A 16,373-nucleotide genomic window follows, 5' to 3' on the forward strand; every position below is an offset into this window, starting at 1 on the left:
GCCTATGCCAAACTGGAAGCCCTGTCAGAGGGGGCTGCGCGCGTCACATGAACGACTCTCTGCTCACCCTCTTGAAAAAAGTCGACACGCCCACAGTCTGCAACGCCATAGAAGTGGCCCAGGGCAAACGCGGCTTTGCGCGATTCACCCGTGGCACCATGCTGGCCTCCGCGCCCGAAGAGGGCGCGATGGTCGGCTATGCCCGCACCGCCAAAATCGCGGCACTCGCCCCACCGACAGAGCCGCCCGAGCAGATCAAGGCGCGGCGCATGGAGTATTATCGCCACATGGCGACAGGCCCGCGCCCCGCGCTTGCCGTGGTGGAAGATCTCGACCACCCAAACGCTGTCGGCGCCTACTGGGGCGAGATCAACACGACGGTGCACAAAGGCTTCGGCCTCTCAGGCGCGCTCACCAACGGGGTGATGCGCGACTTGGGTGACTTGCCTGCTGGCTTCCCCGTTGTGGCGGGCTCCATCGGGCCGAGCCATGCTTTTGTGCATGTGCGCGAGGTTGGCACGGGGGCCGATATCATGGGGTTGCGCGTGGAGGAGGGCGACCTTGTCCACGCCGACCGCCACGGCGCGCTGGTGATCCCGCCCGAGGTGATCGACCAACTCGAAGCGGCGATCCTGAAGCTTCTGGACACAGAGAAACTGGTCCTCGACCCGGCCCGCAGCGAAGGCTTTGACTTTGATGCCTTTGAAGCCGCCTGGGCCGCCTTTGAAGCTGCACGCACCTGACCCAAAGGCGCGCCTGCGGCGCACAGGATTGTTTGGTGGGGGCTTTGCCCCCTTGTTTCAAACGCCAAAGGCGTTTGAAACATCCCCCAGGATATTTTTGGCAATAAAAAAGACAAAATCGGCATCAAGCGGTTCGGCGCTTGACGCGCAAGCGTGAGTCGGTTTAACGCTTTTTCATTCTGGTCCGGCATCTGCCGGTGAATAGGGAATGTGGTGCGGCCTTCAAGCCAAATCCACAACTGCCCCCGCAACTGTAAGCGGCGAGCGAAGCTGACACAGGCCACTGCCCCCATACGGGCGGGAAGGCTCAGCCAAGCGAAGACCCGCAAGTCAGGAGACCTGCCAGGATGATCACCCTACCGGTGTGCGAGGGGCGCATGGGTAACGGACACTCCGTCGTGGTGGCACTTCATGTAACCACGGGGGAGGCTTGCCTTTCTCCGTTTATAGACACATGCGCTTTGCGCAGGAGAAAGACAGACCATGAAAACTGCCCTGAAAACCTCGGCCGCATTGGCCCTAATTGCCGCCTATACGCCGGCCTATTCACAAGAGGTCTTTGATCTTGGCGAGATCACCTTGTTTTCAAGTTCAGTGCCAACCGAGCTGAACAAGACAGGCACCACCACGGAGGTGATCACAGCAGAAGAGGTGCAAGCCGGCGGCACCCAGCAGCTTGTCACTGTGCTTGGAGCCTTGCCGGGCCTGAGCTATGCCGGCAACGGGCCTGTCGGGGCTGTGCAGACAGTTTCGGTGCGCGGCTTGCCGGCGCGCTATGTGCCGGTCTATTTTGACGGGATTGACATGACTGATACCACAAGCCCGCAGAACCTTTTCAACTGGGGTGGCATTATGAACTCCGGTGTCGGCAGAGTAGAGCTTCTAAAAGGGTCGCAGTCGGCGCTATATGGCTCTGAGGCGATTGGTGGGGTTATCAATCTGTCTTCAGCCCGGCTTGAGCAAGAGGGCCAACGCTACAGTTTCGGCGCAGAATATGGCGCGTTTAACACTGCAAGCGCGTCTTTGGGCTATCAGCAGAAGACCGATCGGGCTGATATTTCCCTGAGCCTCTCCCGCGTGAAAAGCGACGGGTTTTCTTCGGCGGATGAAAATGAAGGCAATGCCGAGGCCGATGGTTACGAGGGCACAACTGTTGTTTTGAGCACTGATTTTGCCGCCACAGACAGGCTCACTCTGGGGGGCACTTTGCTTTACAAGACGTCGGAGTCAAATATTGACGGGTTCGGGGGCGCCGGGGGGGATGCAGACCGGCCTTTCTCAAACACGCGCCGGGCTGCGCGCCTGTATGCCCTGTACCAGGGTGCGCGTATCAACCATAGCCTCGCGATTTCGCGATCAGCGAACCACAGCCTGGATCCGCTCGGCTGGACAACCGAATTTGACGGCAGCCGCACGGAATTTGACTATGCGGGAGATGCAACGGTTGCGGGTGGCACGCTGTCTTTCGGACTGGCGCAAAGCCGCGAAGAAGCGGTCTTCTCGGGGAGTAAGGCAGCCTATGACAGCACGGCCGCTTTTGGCGAATATGCCTGGGCTCTTTCCGACACCGTCGATTTCTCACTGGCGGCGCGCTATGAAAACAGCTCTGATTTTGGCGATGCCGTGACAGGCCGGGCGGCGGCTGCCTGGCGCTTGTCTGAGGGCACCGTTGTGCGGGCTTCTCTTGGCAACGGTTTCCGCGCGCCCTCGCTCTATGAACTGTTTGGGCCCTACGGGAGCACCAGCCTGACAGAGGAGCGCTCGATCAGTTTTGATTTGGGTGTGGAGCATCGGTATGCGGCGGGCTCAAAGGTAAAGGCGGCTCTGTTCTATAACGAAATTGATAACCTGATTGGATTTTCAGGGGGGAGCTACAGTCAGGTAGCTGGCAAGAGCGTCATGAAGGGCCTTGAGCTGTCTGCTGTGAAGGCGCTTTCAGAAAGCCTCGACCTCACGGGTGCTTATACCTATACCGACAGTGCGGATGCCTCCGGCAACCAGCTTGTGCGTGTGCCTAAGCACGCTTTGGCGATTGGTGTGCAGGCCACATTGCGCCCAGCCGTGCGTCTGGAGGTCAATCTCACCCATGTGGCGGGGCGCGCAGATGATGGGTTTCCGGCGCGGGCGATGGACGATTATACCGTCGCACATGCCACTTTGAGCCGTGCTGTGAGCGAAACCACAGAGCTGTATCTGCGAGTGGAGAACCTGTTTGACAAAGAATATCAGACTTCAGCAGGCTATGGCACATCCGACCGCGCGCTTTACTTTGGTGTTCGTGCGTCTTTCTAGGCTCATAACGGGTGCCGTGCTGGCGTTTGCTGGCACGGCGGCTTTTGCCGAGGCCCCCGCGCGGGTGGTCTCGCTTAATGTATGCACGGATCAGCTTGCCATGATGGTCGCGCGCGAGGGGCAGCTTTATTCGCTTTCGCCGCTGGCCACCGATCCGCGCACATCGGCCATGTATCGTGCCGCAGAGGCTTATCACATCAACAGCGCACGGGCAGAAGAGATTTATCTGATGAAGCCTGACCTTGTCTTGGCGGGGACCTATACGGCGCGCAGCTCTGTTGAGATGCTGGAGCGACTCGGGCTGCGGGTAGAGCGTTTTGCGCCCAGTTCTTCGCTGGCGGATATTTCAGGCAACCTCACAAAAATGGGGGCGGTTCTGGGCCGACCCAAGCAGGCCCAGGCGCTTGTGCAGGAGCTTCAGGCAGGGCTTGAGGCCTTGCGCGCGCGCGCGCCTGCCACAAGGCAACGCGCCGTCAGCTATGCGGCCAATGGCTACACCGCAGGGACAGAAACCCTGACCAGCGAAATGATGGAAGCGGCAGGCTTTGCAAATGTTGCGGCCGAATTCGGCATCCGGTTTGGCGCGCCCATGCCGCTTGAGTTGCTCGCGCTCAGCGCGCCGGATGTTGTGATGACCAGCCCGCTCTATCCCGGGGCCTCACGCTCTGAAGAGATCAAGCTGCATCCGGTCGTGGCCGCAGTGACCGCAGGGCAGGTGCCGCTTCAGCTTGACAGCCGTGACTGGATGTGTGGCACGCCTCTGGTGCTTCGTGCTATCAGAGATCTGGCGCAGCAACGAGAGGCTCTCACCCTAGAATGATCCGGCTTATGTCCTTATTGGCCACGTTGACGCTGGTCCTGTTTGGGGTGTCTCTCGCCATCGGCCCTGCGGATGTCGGTCTGGCGCAAAGCCTTGGGGCGCTTTGGCAGGATGACGGCACGCCGCTTACGCTGGTCATGCGCGAGATCCGCCTGCCGCGGGCGCTGTTGGCTGTGATGATCGGTGCGTCACTTGGGCTTGCGGGGGCTGCTATGCAGGGGTATTTGCGCAACCCGCTGGCCGAGCCCGGTTTGATCGGGGTCAGCTCCTCCGCAGCGCTTGGAGCTGTCTTGTCGCTGCAAACCGGCTTTGCGGCGGCTTTCGCCTTGGCGCTTCCGCTTTCGGCGCTGGCAGCGGCGCTGCTGGGTGTCTTGCTGGTGCTTGCACTGGCCGGGCCGCGGGGGGCCTCCATGACATTGATCCTCGCAGGGATTGCGATTTCCGCGATGGCGGGTGCCCTAACCTCGCTGGTGTTGAACCTTTCGCCCAATCCCTATGCCGCCAACGAAATTGTCTTCTGGATGATGGGCTCTTTGGCTGATCGCTCCATGCTGCATGTGGCCTTGGCCCTGCCGATCATGGCCGTTGGCTGGATCTTGCTGGGGGCTCTGGGGCGGGGCTTTGATGCGCTGACGCTCGGAGAAGATGCGGCCAAGTCGCTGGGTATCAACCTGGGCCGGTTGCGCCTGTCTTTGGTCGTGGGCACCTCATGCGTGGTGGGCGCAGCCACGGCGGTGGCTGGTGCGATCGGATTTGTGGGGCTGGTTGTGCCACATATTCTGCGCCCCTTTGTGGGGGGGCGGCCGTCGCGGTTGCTTTGGGCCTCTGCGCTGGGCGGCGCGCCGCTGGTGCTGGCCGCCGATATCGCGGTGCGGCTGATCCTGCCAACGCGCGATCTCAAGATCGGGGTGGTTATGGCGTTGATCGGGGCGCCGCTCTTTTTGCATCTGATCTATAAAACCCGCAAGGAGCTGGCATGAACCGTCTCTTATCGCTGGAAAAGCTCACAGCGCGGCGCGGCGAATGTCCGGTCGTGGATTCTGTCAGCCTGACAGTGGAGGCTGGTGAGTGTGTCGGGCTTATTGGCCCCAACGGAGCTGGCAAGACCAGCCTGATGCGTGCTGCTCTCGGGCTTCTGCCTGCCGAGGGGCGCAGCTCGCTGGCCTCATTGGGCGCAGCACAGCGGGCGCGGGCCGTGGCCTGGTTGCCGCAGGCGCGCGACATTGCCTGGCCAATGACGGTTGAAACGGTGGTGGCCCTTGGGCGCATTCCCTATCTTGCGCAGGGCAGCAAACTGCGCCCTGACGACCGGGCTGCCGTTGATGCGGCTTTGGCCGAGACGGGCCTGAGCGGCTTTGCGCAACGTTTGGCCACCCAACTTTCCGGTGGTGAGCAGGCGCGTGTGCTGTTGGCCCGAGCGCTTGCACAGGAAACGCCGCTGCTTTTGGTGGATGAGCCCACGGCCGGGCTCGATCCGGCCCATCAGATCGCGGCCATGCAAAGTTTCGCACGGTTGGCGGGGCGGGGGAAATCGGTGATTGTGTCGTTACACGATCTCGGCCTTGCCGCGCGCCACTGCACCCGCATCCTTATGCTCTCCCAAGGCCGTCTTGTTGCGGATGGCCCGCCCACCGAGGTGCTCACGCCAGCGCTTCTGCGCGAGGTCTTTGGCATCCGGGTCTATTACGAAGACACGCCGCAAGGCCCGGTTTTTCAACCCACTGAGATCAGTTCGGGGTGATCTGACACCCTGTGAAGCTGGTGAAATAAGTGGAAACAAAGGGTTGATCGCTCTAGGCTTCTGTGTAGATATACGGCAGATTTATTTTCGACCGATTGGTCGGGGATAGCGCCGCATGGGGGGAGCCAATGCTGAAACCGATTACACTGCTCGCGCGCGCCATGGCGGTGCTGGGCGGGCTTGTGCTGTCTGCGCTGGTGGTGCTTACCTTTGTCAGCGTTCTGGGGCGTGGGCTTAACACGCTGGGCCACGCCGGACATATCGGCGCGTTGGGGGACTGGCTTATCAGCACAGGTGTCGGCCCGGTTACAGGAGATTTCGAGCTGCTTGAGGCCGGCGTGGCGTTTGCCATCTTTGCCTTTTTGCCCATCACCCAGCTCTATGGTGCCCATGCCACTGTCGATATTTTCACCTCTGCCCTGCCGCGCCGGGCCAACCGCGGTCTTATGGCCTTTTGGGAGCTGGTGCTGACGGCCGCGATCTTGCTGATCACAGCGCGCCTTTACGAGGGGATGCTGAGCAAGATGCAATATGGCGAAACAACTTTCCTACTGCAATTTCCAATCTGGTGGGCCTATGCCGCCAGCTTGGCTGCGGCGCTTGCCGCTTGCTGCGTAGCCCTGTTTTGCAGCTTTGCGCGCCTTGCCGAGCTGGTCACAGGCCGCGCTTTCATGCCCCACTCCGAAGGATCTTCCCATTGAGCCTGCTTGAACTCGGATTTTTCTCCTTTCCCGCCCTGTTGCTGATGATCTTTCTGCGCGCGCCCATCGGGCTGGCTATGCTGCTTGCCGGGATCGGCGGGCTCTGGCTTGCCACGGGGGACAGCAATATGTTCCTGTCGCGGCTCAAAACCGAGACCTATGGCACATTCTCGTCTTATTCCCTGACGATCATTCCTATGTTTTTGCTCATGGGCCAGTTTGCCACCTTGTCTGGCATGTCCCAAGCCTTGTTCAGAGCGGCGGAAAGCTTTTTGGGCCACCGCAAGGGCGGTGTGGCCATGGCATCGGTCGGGGCCTGCGCAGGCTTTGGCGCGATCTGCGGCTCGTCACTGGCCACAGCGGCCACCATGAGCCGTGTGGCCCTGCCAGAGCTGCGCCGCTACGGCTACTCGGGCGGCTTTTCCACCGCCACGCTGGCCGCCGGTGGCACGCTGGGCATTCTCATTCCACCTTCCGTTATCCTCGTCATCTACGCGATCCTGACAGAGCAGAACATCGCCAAGCTTTTCCTTGCCGCTTTCATCCCCGGCATCCTTGCCGCCATTGGCTATATGCTCACCATCTCGGTCTATGTCCGCGCGCACCCCGATGCCGCAGGCACGCGTGAGCCCACCCCGATGGCCGAGCGCATGAAAGCTCTGGTTGATGTCTGGCCGGTGCTCTTGGTTTTCAGCCTCGTTGTCGGCGGGATCTATGCCGGCTGGTTCACGCCGACAGAAGGCGCAGCCGTTGGCGCGGCGGGCACAGGCCTCATCGCGCTTGCCTCCGGCAATATGAACTGGACGGTGTTCAAGGAAAGCATCATCGCCACGGCGACAGCCACAGGCATGATTTTCTTCATTGTCCTCGGGGCAGCGCTCTACAATGGCTTCCTTGCGCTCACCCAGGTTCCGCAAGAACTCAGCTCTTGGGTCGTCGGGCAGGGCTACAGCGCCTGGACCGTGCTCATCATCGTGCTGGCCTTCTACCTCGTCTTCGGCTGCCTGATGGACAGCCTCTCGATGATCCTGCTCACCATACCGATCTTCTTTCCGGTGATCAGCCAGCTTGATTTCGGCATGTCCCCTGAACATGTGGCGATCTGGTTTGGCATCCTCGTGCTGATCGTGGTGGAGGTCGGGCTGATCACCCCTCCGGTGGGCATGAACCTCTTCATCATCAACGCGATGGACAAGGAAACCCCCATGGCCGAGACCTACCGTGCCGTGATGTGGTTCGTCTCTTCCGATCTCATCCGCGTTGTCATTCTCGTGCTCTTCCCGGCAATCACGCTGTTTCTGATCCCGTGAGCGATGCTGACAAATACATCGTCACCGGCGAAGAAATCGCGGCGATGGAAGGCACAGCCAAGACGCATTTTCTCAATGACAATGCCAAACGGATCAACAAGTCGCTGGGCGATGTGACGGGCCTCACAGGCCTTGGCTTTCACATCATCGAAGTCGCGCCGGGCCGCGACACGACCGAGCATCATATGCACCACTATGAAGACGAGTGCATCTATGTGCTCAGCGGCACAGCCACCGCTTACATCGGTGAAGAGGCGCACCCCATCAAGGCAGGTGACTTTATCGGCTATCGTGCAGGCGGCCTTGCGCACAGCATCACAAATACCGGCACAGAGCTTTTCCGCTGTATTGTCGTGGGGCAGCGCCTCGCGCATGATGTGGGCGACTACACCCGCCTTGACAAACGCATCTATCGCAACGAAGGCATGGCTTGGGATATCGTCGATCATCCGCATATCCAGACCTCCCACCCCGATGCAGGCAAAAAATAAAATCCGCCATCGAAGGACGCGCAGATGCTCGATGTCTTGCTCCTAACCTTTGCCATTCTTGCGTTTGCTATGCTCTTTCTCGCCGTCATGGCCCGCCGCGAGGCGAGCGCCGAGGCGCATATCCTGACCCGTCTGTTCGTCCGCAAGCCTGCCGCGCCGCCTGCCTTCTCGCATGATATGCTCGCGGCTCTCCCCGCACCTGCGCAGCGGTTTTTCCGCTTTACCATCGCCGAGGGCACGCCGCTCACAACGGTCGCGGAGGTCACCATGCAGGGCCGCTTTGATCTCGGCTCAAAAGATGCGCCCAATCCGCAGCCCATGCAGGCGCGGCAGGTGCTCGCGCCGCCACGCGGCTTCTTGTGGACAACCCGCATCGGAAAGAAGCTTGCTATCACGGGCAGCGATGGCCTTTGTGATGGCAGAAGCTGGAGCCGTTTCCGCCTCGCGGGTCTCTTCCCCGTCGCGCGTGCAGGAGGCAATCCCGATCATCTGCTGTCGTCCTTCGGCCGCCTCGTCGGCGATGCCTTGCTCTGGACACCTGCCGCCTTCCTGCCCGCCACCAACACGGGCTGGGACAGCCTGACATGGCAGAGCGCCGCGCCCGACACGGCGACCGTTACAGTCACCCTCGGCACGCTCAGCCAAAGCGCCGATATCGTGGTGGACGAAGAGGGCCGCCTCGTCAGCGTCCGTTTTGCGCGCTGGAGCAACGAGAACCCCGAGAAAACCTACACCCGCCAGCCCTTCGGCGGCGACATCACCGCTCACGAAACCTTCGCAGGCTTCACCCTGCCCACTGCGCTTACAGCGGGCAATCACTACGGCACAGAGGCCTACCACATCTTCTTTGACATCACGGTCAGTGAGGTTCGCATCTAAGGCGTCACGTCTTTCACAACGCGCCCTTCTTCCAGCGTGATAATCCTGTCCGCCAGCTCCAGAATGCGGTTGTCATGCGTCACCATCACGGTAGTTGTGCCGCGCTCGCGCCCCATCGCCTTGAGCATATCCACCACATTGCGCCCCGACACTTTATCAAGCGCCGCAGTCGGCTCATCGGCAAAGATTACATCGGGGTTTGACACCAGCGCGCGGGCCACAGCCACCCGCTGCTTCTGCCCGCCTGACAGCTTGGCAGGCAGATAATCAAGCCTGTCCCTCAGCCCTACAAGCTTAAGCATATGGTGTGCCGCGCGGTTCTGTTTGGCCTTGTCGCCTGCCCCATGCACCTGAAGCCCCATGAGCACATTCTGCGTGGCACTCAGGCTCTCGTGCAGGTTATGCGCCTGAAAGATAAATCCGAGCCGCCGCCTGAGCCGCACCATGTCGGCCTCGTGCGCGCCGTTCAGCTCTGTGCCCAGCAGGTTTACGCTGCCGTCCTCCACATGGCGCAAACAGCCCATCAGCGTGAGCAGGGTTGTCTTGCCCGAGCCGGACGGACCCATCAAAATCGTCAGCTTGCCGCGCGCAATCTCAAGGTTCACATCAAAAATCGCCTGCTTGCGCGCCTCGCCTTCGCCAAAGAAATGGTTGAGCCCCTCGGTTTTGATCGCAACTTCCTTCATCAGAACAAATCCGCCGGGTCAGCCGCCGCAAGCCGCCGCGTGGCAATCGCCCCTGAAAGGGCACAGGCCGCCAGCGTGCCGAAAAACACCATAAACACCCGCGCCACATCCATATAGACCGGCAAGCTCGTCACAGCCGAAAGCGCCGCATAAAGCCCCATCGACACAACAAAACCGGGGAAGAACCCGAACACCGCCAGAATGGCCGCTTCCTCCAGCACAATCCCAAGGAAAAACCTGTGCTCATAGCCCATTGCTTTGAAGGTGGCGTATTCCTTGAGGTGGTCGGCCACATCGGTCGAGAGCACCTGATAGACAATCACGATCCCCACAATAATCCCGATGATCACCCCAAACCCGAAGATGATCCCCGTGGGCCGCTCCAAAGACTGATAGGCAAGGTCTGCCGCCTTGTAGGCCTCCAGTGTGTTCACCTGCACCGAGGCTTCCGGCAAAGCCGCGCGCAGCCGCTCGACGACAACCTGTGGCGAAACACCGTCCGCCACCTTTAGCAAGATATGGTTGGGCGCGCTGCTCGTGCGCTTGCCAAAGAAGCGCAAAAAAGTCTGATCGGAGACAAACAAAGTGCCATCCGCCGAAAACCCGCCGCCAAGCTCCAGCGTGCCAATCGCGGTAAGCGTCTGCCCGTTCACCTCAAAGGCAAAAGGCTGGCCCGCCTTCAGCTCTGCAAAGACTTCGGGCGCAACCCCCCGCGTTTCGGTGTCGATCAGTGCGGTGTTCTCCTGCGTGAGCCGCTCAAACTGGCTGGCAATCTCTGCGCTGAGAAAGTCGCGCTCTGCCACCGTGGTGGCAAAGGCCTGCAAGGTCGAGTTGGTGCTATCAGGCAGCTTGAACTCCAGAATGCCCACAAACAGGGGCGAACCGCGCTCCACACCCGGCACAGCCAGCGCCTGAAACAGCCGCGCGCGCGCCACATTGCTCCCGTCGGTGAGCGTGTTCGCATCTTCCGCCGAGAGGATGATATCGCCATCGAGAAAATCATAGGGCGCAAGTGTTGCCGTGCTCATCGCGCCCTGAATGCCGAGCTGCATAAAAACCAGCAGCGTGGCAAAAGACACCCCCGCCACCGCCGCGGCAAAGCGCGTGCGCGAATGCGTGAGCTGCAACCAGCCTACAGGCAGCCGCCCCAGAAGACGCTCCAGAAGCTGGCTCATTCGCCGCGCCCCGCATCAATCCGCACAATCGTCTCAAGGTTGGTCAGCCGCTTAGCCTTTTCTGACGAGGCCGCATCCAGCCGCACAATCACATCCACCACCCGCGCATCTGTGTTCGCCGCAGGGTCATCCGAGGTGATCGACTGCCGCCCGATCTCTAGCCCGATCGCGCTCACAACGCCGGTGAGCGGGCCGTCTAGCGCCTCCGCTGTGACTGTCACAGGGTCGCCAATCGCGACCCGTCCGATCATGGTCTGATAGACTTCCGCTTCCACCATCATCTGGCGGGTGTCGCCCAGCTCGATGATTCCGCCCGTGGCAGGCTTCTCGCCAATCTGGCTGTTCACCTTCAGCACCATGCCGTCTATCGGCGCGCGCACCAGCGCGCGCTCCGTGTCGCTGCGCGCGCGCTGCACGTCCACGCGCGCCGCCTCCAAATTGGCCTCGGCCACAGCAATATCCGCCTGCACAGCGCCTGAAGTGGCCTTATAGCGCGAAAGCGTGGCGCGGTTGCGCTCTACATCGCGTTTGGCTTCATCGGCCCGCGCCGCGGCGGTGTCGAGAGCGGCCTGCGTGGCCACACCGCGCTCGGCCAGAGGGGCAAGGCGGTCAAGCTCGCTCTGCGCTTGGTCTGCGGTGGCAATCGCGCGCTCAAGGTTGGCCTGTGCCTCTGCGCGGCTGGCGCGTATGGTTTCCTGCGTCTGCAAAAGCGCGGCTTCCTTCACACGCAGGTTTGCTTCGGCAGTGGCGAGCGCGTTATCAAGCTGGCTCTTGTTGTCGAGCACAGCGAGCACATCGCCGCGCTGCACGCTGTCGCCTTCGCGCACCTCAATCGCCTGCAAGCGCGCATCGCTTGCGCCAAAAGGCGTCGCCACGGCCAGCACATCGCCGTCAGGCAGCACGCGCCCGAGCGCAAAGATATCGCCTTCGCTCACCACAGCCACCTGTTCCTGCGCCTGCACCTGTGCCATCGCAACGGCAATGGGTGTGTCTGTCCCGCCACCTGGCTCAAGCCCCGTGAGACCAAAAAACGCCTTCATTCCCGGCGGCTGAAAATACAGCCCCGCCACGCCACCTGCAAAAAACGTAACAAGCAACAGCGGGAAAAGCTTCCAACCCAGCCCGCCCTTGGCAGGCTTGCCCGCCGCGCCATTGGCCCCAAGGCCATTGTCCGTCAGTGGCAGTTTGGTGGCGTCGTTCTTGGGGTCACTCATTTTATCGGCCTTGGCAAAAATAACTTACTGACATATATGTCATTAACTTACTTAGCCGCAAGAGACGAGACACCAAATGCCGCAGGCCAAGCGCAGCCGCCGCAAAGAGGCCCGCCCCGAAGAGATCATCGACGCGGCTCTGGCCGAGTTCGCCGCCGTCGGCTATTCCGCCGCCTCCATGGCGCAGATCGCCGCGCGCGCGGGCATCGCCCGCTCCACCATCTATCTCTACTATGCTGACAAAGAGGCGCTCATTTCCGCTGCCTTTGATCTGCGCCTGGGCCAGGCCTTTGCGGCCGCAGGGCAGGGGGTCGCGCTTTCCTCAGGCCCGTTTCGCGAGGTCTTCCACGAAATGCTCACGCTGCTTTACACCCGCATTGTCAAATCCGACGCGCTCGTGCTGCTCAAGGTGCTGGTGGCAGAGGGCCGCCAGTTCCCCCAGCTGCTCACGCGCTACCACGACACCGCGCTCAACGCGGCGATGACAATGCTCACGGGCCTGCTCAAACAAGGTCTGGCCCGTGGCGAGCTGCGCCCCGATGTGATGGGCTATGATATCAAGCTGGTGATGTCTCCCATCATGCTCGCCGCCATCTGGCATCTCACCTTTCAGGAGCTGGAGCCGATTGACCTTGCGCACTATATCGAAGGCCACGTCAGCTTCATCTGTGATGGCATCCTCACGCGCTGATCACAGCCGTCGCCTCGATCTCCAGAAGCGCATCGTCTTCCACCAGCCCTGCAACAACCACCATGGTCATCGCTGGGAAATGCCGCCCCAGCACCGCACGATACACCGCGCCGATCTCGCTCTGCCGCGCCAGGTATTCGGCCTTGTCCGTCACATACCATGTCAGCCGCGTGATGTGTTCGGCCTTGCCTCCGGCAGCTTCGACCACGGCAAGAATATTGCGCAAACATTGCTCCATCTGGCCAATGAAATCATGGCTCTCAAAGCGCTGCTCCGCCGTCCAGCCAATCTGCCCGCCCACATAAAGCGTGCCATCTTTCGTGAGCACCCCGTTGGCATAGCCTTTGGCGGGGGCCCATCCTGCGGGCTGGATCATCTTGTGGCTCATCCTGTCATTCCTTTTTCTTGCAGCACCTCGCGCACTGCCTCTGGCCAGGCCCTCGGCTTGCCCGCGCTGTCAATACAGACCAGTGTCTGTTTCACCTCAAATCGCGCCGCGCCCTCTGTGGTCGCGCCTATTTTGAGTGTCATACTCGTGCGCCCCAGCCTCACAACCTTGAGGCGCAGCAAAAGCCTGTCGCCATGCTGGTTCGGCGCGACAAACCGTGTCTCTATCTGCGCCGTCGGCACGCCGCCCTCCTTAAGCAAAACCTCAAAGGGCCAGCCGAGCACCGCGTCAAAAAACGCTTCGACACAGTCATTGATGATCTCGAAGTATCGCGGATAAAAGACGATCCCCGCAGGGTCGCAATGCTTGAACAGCACCTTTTGTTCAAATTCAAACACCACAGCCCCCCGCCCGCAAACGAAAGCGCTGGATTTTGCCTGTCTGCGTCTTTGGCAGCACCTCGATAAAGACAACCGAGCGGGGGTATTTGTAAGGCGCAATCTTCGCCTTCACATGCTCCTGTAGGGCCGTTTTCGTTGCCTCATCCGCCGCCCAGCCCTCGGCCAAAACCACATGCGCTTCCACAATCGCGCCGCGCGCCTCGTCCGGCGCGCCGATCACCCCGCATTCCACAACCGCCGCGTGGCTCAAAAGCGCCGCCTCTACCTCGGGGCCAGCAATATTGTAGCCCGAGGAGACGATCATATCATCGTTGCGCGCGGCAAAATGCAGATAGCCCTCTGCGTCCATCATGAAGCTGTCACCCGTTATGTTCCAGCCGTCCTGCACATAGGCGCGCTGGCGCTCGTCGGCCAGATAGCGGCAGCCCGTTGGCCCGCGCACCGCCAGCCGCCCGACCTCGCCGCGCGGCACATCCTTGCCCTCTGCGTCCATGATCCTGACCTCATAGCCAGTGACCGGCTTACCCGTGCAGGCGGGCTTGTGGTCGTCAAAGCGGTTGCTGATGAAAATGTGCAAAAGCTCGGTCGCCCCGATTCCGTCAAGCATCGGCTTGCCGGTTTTCTTGATCCACTCCTCATAGACAGGTGCAGGCAGCGTCTCTCCCGCCGAAACTGCGGCGCGCAGGCTGCTCAGGTCGGCCCCGTCCTCCATCGCCCGCAGCATCGCGCGGTAAGCGGTGGGTGCGGTAAAGCATACGGTCGCTTTGTATTTCTGGATAATCTCGATGAGGTTGGGCGGCGAGGCATTCTCCAGCAACGTCGCCGTCGCCCCAAAGCGCAGCGGAAACACAGCCAGCCCGCCAAGCCCGAAGGTAAAGGCCAAAGGCGGCGAGCCGATGAACACATCCTCAGGCACAACGCCCAGCACCTCCTTGGCGTAGCCATCCGCGATGATCAGCAAGTCGCGATGAAAATGCATCGTCGCCTTCGGCTCGCCCGTTGTGCCCGAGGTAAAGCCCAGCAAAGCGACATCGTCCCGCCCCGTCTGCACGCTCTCAAAGCGCACAGGCTTCTCCAACGCCATACGGTCAAGCTCGGCCTCGTGGTTGGATGTCCCGTCAAACCCGACGACACGCTTGAGATGCGGATTTGTGGCCGCACAGGCCTCCATCTCCTCCATCAGCCGCATGTCACAGAGCGCAAATTGCACCTCGGCCTTATCGACAATCTGGCTCAGCTCCCCCGCACGCAGCATCGGCATGGTGTTGATCACAACCGCCCCCGCCTTCGTGGCCGCCAGCCAGCAGGCCACCATCGCGGGGTTGTTGGCCGAGCGGATGAGCACGCGGTTGCCGGGCCGCACCCCCAGCTCCTCCACAAGCACATGAGCGAGTCGGTTGGTCCAGTCCGTCAGCTCCTTGTAAGTGCGCTGCCGCCCGTTGCCGATCAGCGCGGTATGGTCGCCAAAGCCCTTGGCCACCATCGCATCGGTCAGCTCATAGCCCGCATTGAGCCGCTCCGGGTAGTCAAACCTTGTCAGCTTGAAATCGGGCCAAAGCTCGGGCGCGGGCAGGTTGTCGCGCGCGAATGTATCCTCATGTGCCGAAACTGATAACATCACGTCCCTCCCAGAAAGTCTCCCATCGTTTGCCGCGCAATCACAACGCGCTGCACATCGCTCGCGCCTTCATAAATCCTGAGGGCGCGGATATCGCGGTAAAGCTCTTCCACCTTCTGGCCGTGGCGCACACCGTCGCCGCCGTGCAGCTGCACCGAACGGTCAATCACCAGCTGCGCCTGATCGGTGGAGAAAAGCTTGGCCATCGCCGCTTCGCGGGTCACCCGCGCCGCGCCGCTGTCCTTGGCCCAGGCCGCGCGGTAAATCAGCAGCGCACTTGCGTCTATATCCACGGCCATATCCGCGATATGTCCCTGCACCATCTGCAAATCAAACAGCGGCGCGCCTTGCACCTGCCGCGTGCCTACCCGTGCCAGAGCCTCGTCCAAAGCCCTGCGCGCAAAGCCGAGCGCGGCAGCCGCAACGGTTGCGCGGAACACATCCAGCACCGACATGGCAATCTTGAAGCCCGCCCCGCGCGCGCCAATCAACGCGCTCTTGGGAATGCGACAATCATTAAAACGAAGTGTCGCCAGCGGATGCGGTGCCATCACCTGCAACCGCTCGGTGACATCAAATCCGGCAATCCCCGCAGGCACGACAAAGGCGCTCAGCCCCTTCGCGCCCTCCGCCTCGCCGGTGCGGGCAAAGAGCGTGTAAACATCGGCGATCCCGCCGTTTGAAATCCAGGTTTTCTCGCCGTTCAAGACAAAGCTGTCGCCATCTTCCACAGCCGTCATCGTCGCGTTGGCCACATCCGAGCCCGACTGTGGCTCTGTCAAGGCAAAGGCCGCTATCGCCTTGCCATTGCGCGTGAGCGACAGCCATTCGGCCTGCTGCGCGGCACTGCCAAAGAGGCTGATCGCCCCCGTGCCAAGCCCCTGCATCGCAAAGGCAAAGTCCGCCAAGCCATCATGGCGCGCCAGCGTCTCACGGATAAGGCAGAGCGAGCGCACATCGAGCCGTTCTTCGCCCTCTGCGCCAGAGTGCTTCAGCCAGCCGCCCTCGCCAAGGCGGCGCACAAGCTCCCGGCAGGCCACATCCACATCGCCATGGTCAATCCCGCCAAGCTCGGAGCTTGCCCAATCGTCAAGCGCCTCGACAAGCTTTTTGTGGCAGGCTTCAAAAAACGGCCAGTCCAGAAAGCTACGGTCTGCCATCTGCGCGCGCCCCCTGCTTCTTCTGGTCAAAAATACCTGCGCCGCAGGCTCCCACAGTTGCCA

General features: G+C 61.3%; 17 protein-coding genes and 1 riboswitch. Of the genes, 10 read left to right on the top strand and 7 right to left on the bottom strand.

The features are described from left to right. Window positions 1-47: 47 nt before the first annotated feature. The 9 genes from Q0478_RS03540 to Q0478_RS03580 all read left to right on the top strand — a co-directional run bounded on the left by Q0478_RS03540 (window position 48) and on the right by Q0478_RS03580 (window position 8,977). On the top strand, window positions 48-743 hold the full coding sequence (locus Q0478_RS03540) for an RraA family protein (RefSeq protein WP_298676275.1): 696 nt from the start codon (window positions 48-50) through the stop codon (window positions 741-743). Window positions 744-906: 163 nt separating this feature from the next. After that, a riboswitch (cobalamin riboswitch) is annotated at window positions 907-1,105 on the top strand. 121 nt (window positions 1,106-1,226) lie between these two features. After that, a complete protein-coding gene (locus Q0478_RS03545; RefSeq protein ID WP_298676276.1) occupies window positions 1,227-3,035 on the top strand; it encodes a TonB-dependent siderophore receptor in 1,809 nt (602 codons plus the stop codon). After that, complete coding sequence (locus tag Q0478_RS03550) at window positions 2,986-3,855, top strand: ABC transporter substrate-binding protein (RefSeq protein ID WP_298676278.1); 870 nt, start codon at window positions 2,986-2,988, stop codon at window positions 3,853-3,855. The genes Q0478_RS03545 and Q0478_RS03550 overlap by 50 nt, the downstream gene beginning before the upstream one ends. Next, window positions 3,852-4,835, top strand: coding sequence for an iron ABC transporter permease (locus tag Q0478_RS03555; RefSeq protein ID WP_298676280.1), 984 nt, complete (start codon window positions 3,852-3,854; stop codon window positions 4,833-4,835). Before Q0478_RS03550 ends, Q0478_RS03555 begins: the two co-directional genes overlap by 4 nt. Continuing rightward, window positions 4,832-5,596 (top strand): ABC transporter ATP-binding protein, encoded by a 765-nt coding sequence (locus Q0478_RS03560; protein WP_298676281.1) that lies wholly within the window; start codon window positions 4,832-4,834, stop codon window positions 5,594-5,596. The genes Q0478_RS03555 and Q0478_RS03560 overlap by 4 nt, the downstream gene beginning before the upstream one ends. A gap of 128 nt (window positions 5,597-5,724) precedes the next feature. Continuing rightward, window positions 5,725-6,297 carry a TRAP transporter small permease gene (locus tag Q0478_RS03565; RefSeq protein ID WP_298676283.1) on the top strand — a complete coding sequence of 191 codons (573 nt, stop codon included), beginning with the start codon at window positions 5,725-5,727 and terminating at the stop codon, window positions 6,295-6,297. Next, on the top strand, window positions 6,294-7,607 hold the full coding sequence (locus Q0478_RS03570) for a TRAP transporter large permease (RefSeq protein WP_298676285.1): 1,314 nt from the start codon (window positions 6,294-6,296) through the stop codon (window positions 7,605-7,607). Before Q0478_RS03565 ends, Q0478_RS03570 begins: the two co-directional genes overlap by 4 nt. Then, window positions 7,604-8,098, top strand: coding sequence for a cupin domain-containing protein (locus tag Q0478_RS03575; RefSeq protein WP_298676287.1), 495 nt, complete (start codon window positions 7,604-7,606; stop codon window positions 8,096-8,098). The genes Q0478_RS03570 and Q0478_RS03575 overlap by 4 nt, the downstream gene beginning before the upstream one ends. A 24-nt stretch (window positions 8,099-8,122) precedes the next feature. Beyond that, window positions 8,123-8,977 carry a DUF6544 family protein gene (locus tag Q0478_RS03580; RefSeq protein WP_298676289.1) on the top strand — a complete coding sequence of 285 codons (855 nt, stop codon included), beginning with the start codon at window positions 8,123-8,125 and terminating at the stop codon, window positions 8,975-8,977. On the opposite strand, the gene Q0478_RS03585 is transcribed toward Q0478_RS03580, so the two are convergent. Genes Q0478_RS03585 through Q0478_RS03595 form a run of 3 tightly spaced genes read right to left on the bottom strand, consistent with a single transcriptional unit; the run spans window position 8,974 to window position 12,052 of the window. Then, complete coding sequence (locus tag Q0478_RS03585; protein ID WP_298676291.1) at window positions 8,974-9,663, bottom strand: ATP-binding cassette domain-containing protein; 690 nt, start codon at window positions 9,661-9,663, stop codon at window positions 8,974-8,976. The two genes, Q0478_RS03580 and Q0478_RS03585, sit on opposite strands and share 4 nt — an antisense overlap. Further along, complete coding sequence (gene devC / locus Q0478_RS03590; RefSeq protein WP_298676293.1) at window positions 9,663-10,838, bottom strand: ABC transporter permease DevC; 1,176 nt, start codon at window positions 10,836-10,838, stop codon at window positions 9,663-9,665. The genes Q0478_RS03585 and devC overlap by 1 nt, the downstream gene beginning before the upstream one ends. Then, window positions 10,835-12,052 (bottom strand): HlyD family efflux transporter periplasmic adaptor subunit, encoded by a 1,218-nt coding sequence (locus Q0478_RS03595; protein WP_298676295.1) that lies wholly within the window; start codon window positions 12,050-12,052, stop codon window positions 10,835-10,837. The genes devC and Q0478_RS03595 overlap by 4 nt, the downstream gene beginning before the upstream one ends. Window positions 12,053-12,128: 76 nt before the next feature. Here Q0478_RS03595 and Q0478_RS03600 point away from each other — a divergent pair, with 76 nt between their 5' ends. Next, a complete protein-coding gene (locus tag Q0478_RS03600; protein WP_298676297.1) occupies window positions 12,129-12,743 on the top strand; it encodes a TetR/AcrR family transcriptional regulator in 615 nt (204 codons plus the stop codon). Here the strand turns inward: Q0478_RS03600 and Q0478_RS03605 are convergent. Genes Q0478_RS03605 through Q0478_RS03620 form a run of 4 tightly spaced genes read right to left on the bottom strand, consistent with a single transcriptional unit; the run spans window position 12,733 to window position 16,310 of the window. Continuing rightward, window positions 12,733-13,131, bottom strand: coding sequence for a RidA family protein (locus Q0478_RS03605; RefSeq protein ID WP_298676299.1), 399 nt, complete (start codon window positions 13,129-13,131; stop codon window positions 12,733-12,735). The genes Q0478_RS03600 and Q0478_RS03605 overlap by 11 nt on opposite strands. Then, window positions 13,128-13,529, bottom strand: a complete 402-nt coding sequence (locus Q0478_RS03610; protein ID WP_298676301.1) for a thioesterase family protein — start codon at window positions 13,527-13,529, stop codon at window positions 13,128-13,130. Before Q0478_RS03610 ends, Q0478_RS03605 begins: the two co-directional genes overlap by 4 nt. Continuing rightward, window positions 13,522-15,150, bottom strand: a complete 1,629-nt coding sequence (locus Q0478_RS03615; protein ID WP_298676303.1) for a benzoate-CoA ligase family protein — start codon at window positions 15,148-15,150, stop codon at window positions 13,522-13,524. Before Q0478_RS03615 ends, Q0478_RS03610 begins: the two co-directional genes overlap by 8 nt. Next, window positions 15,150-16,310 (bottom strand): acyl-CoA dehydrogenase family protein, encoded by a 1,161-nt coding sequence (locus Q0478_RS03620; RefSeq protein ID WP_298676304.1) that lies wholly within the window; start codon window positions 16,308-16,310, stop codon window positions 15,150-15,152. Before Q0478_RS03620 ends, Q0478_RS03615 begins: the two co-directional genes overlap by 1 nt. Between the last annotated feature and the right edge of the window lie 63 nt (window positions 16,311-16,373).

This window comes from uncultured Lentibacter sp. (assembly GCF_937123735.1).
GTDB lineage: Bacteria > Pseudomonadota > Alphaproteobacteria > Rhodobacterales > Rhodobacteraceae > Lentibacter.

Coding starts and splice junctions, on each gene's coding strand:
- Q0478_RS03540 (WP_298676275.1), top strand. CDS start 48: ATGAACGACTCTCTGCTCACCCTCTTGAAAAAAGTCGACACGCCCACA.
- Q0478_RS03545 (WP_298676276.1), top strand. CDS start 1,227: ATGAAAACTGCCCTGAAAACCTCGGCCGCATTGGCCCTAATTGCCGCC.
- Q0478_RS03550 (WP_298676278.1), top strand. CDS start 2,986: ATGGCACATCCGACCGCGCGCTTTACTTTGGTGTTCGTGCGTCTTTCT.
- Q0478_RS03555 (WP_298676280.1), top strand. CDS start 3,852: ATGATCCGGCTTATGTCCTTATTGGCCACGTTGACGCTGGTCCTGTTT.
- Q0478_RS03560 (WP_298676281.1), top strand. CDS start 4,832: ATGAACCGTCTCTTATCGCTGGAAAAGCTCACAGCGCGGCGCGGCGAA.
- Q0478_RS03565 (WP_298676283.1), top strand. CDS start 5,725: ATGCTGAAACCGATTACACTGCTCGCGCGCGCCATGGCGGTGCTGGGC.
- Q0478_RS03580 (WP_298676289.1), top strand. CDS start 8,123: ATGCTCGATGTCTTGCTCCTAACCTTTGCCATTCTTGCGTTTGCTATG.
- Q0478_RS03585 (WP_298676291.1), bottom strand. CDS start 9,663: ATGAAGGAAGTTGCGATCAAAACCGAGGGGCTCAACCATTTCTTTGGC.
- devC (WP_298676293.1), bottom strand. CDS start 10,838: ATGAGCCAGCTTCTGGAGCGTCTTCTGGGGCGGCTGCCTGTAGGCTGG.
- Q0478_RS03595 (WP_298676295.1), bottom strand. CDS start 12,052: ATGAGTGACCCCAAGAACGACGCCACCAAACTGCCACTGACGGACAAT.
- Q0478_RS03600 (WP_298676297.1), top strand. CDS start 12,129: ATGCCGCAGGCCAAGCGCAGCCGCCGCAAAGAGGCCCGCCCCGAAGAG.
- Q0478_RS03605 (WP_298676299.1), bottom strand. CDS start 13,131: ATGAGCCACAAGATGATCCAGCCCGCAGGATGGGCCCCCGCCAAAGGC.
- Q0478_RS03615 (WP_298676303.1), bottom strand. CDS start 15,150: ATGTTATCAGTTTCGGCACATGAGGATACATTCGCGCGCGACAACCTG.
- Q0478_RS03620 (WP_298676304.1), bottom strand. CDS start 16,310: ATGGCAGACCGTAGCTTTCTGGACTGGCCGTTTTTTGAAGCCTGCCAC.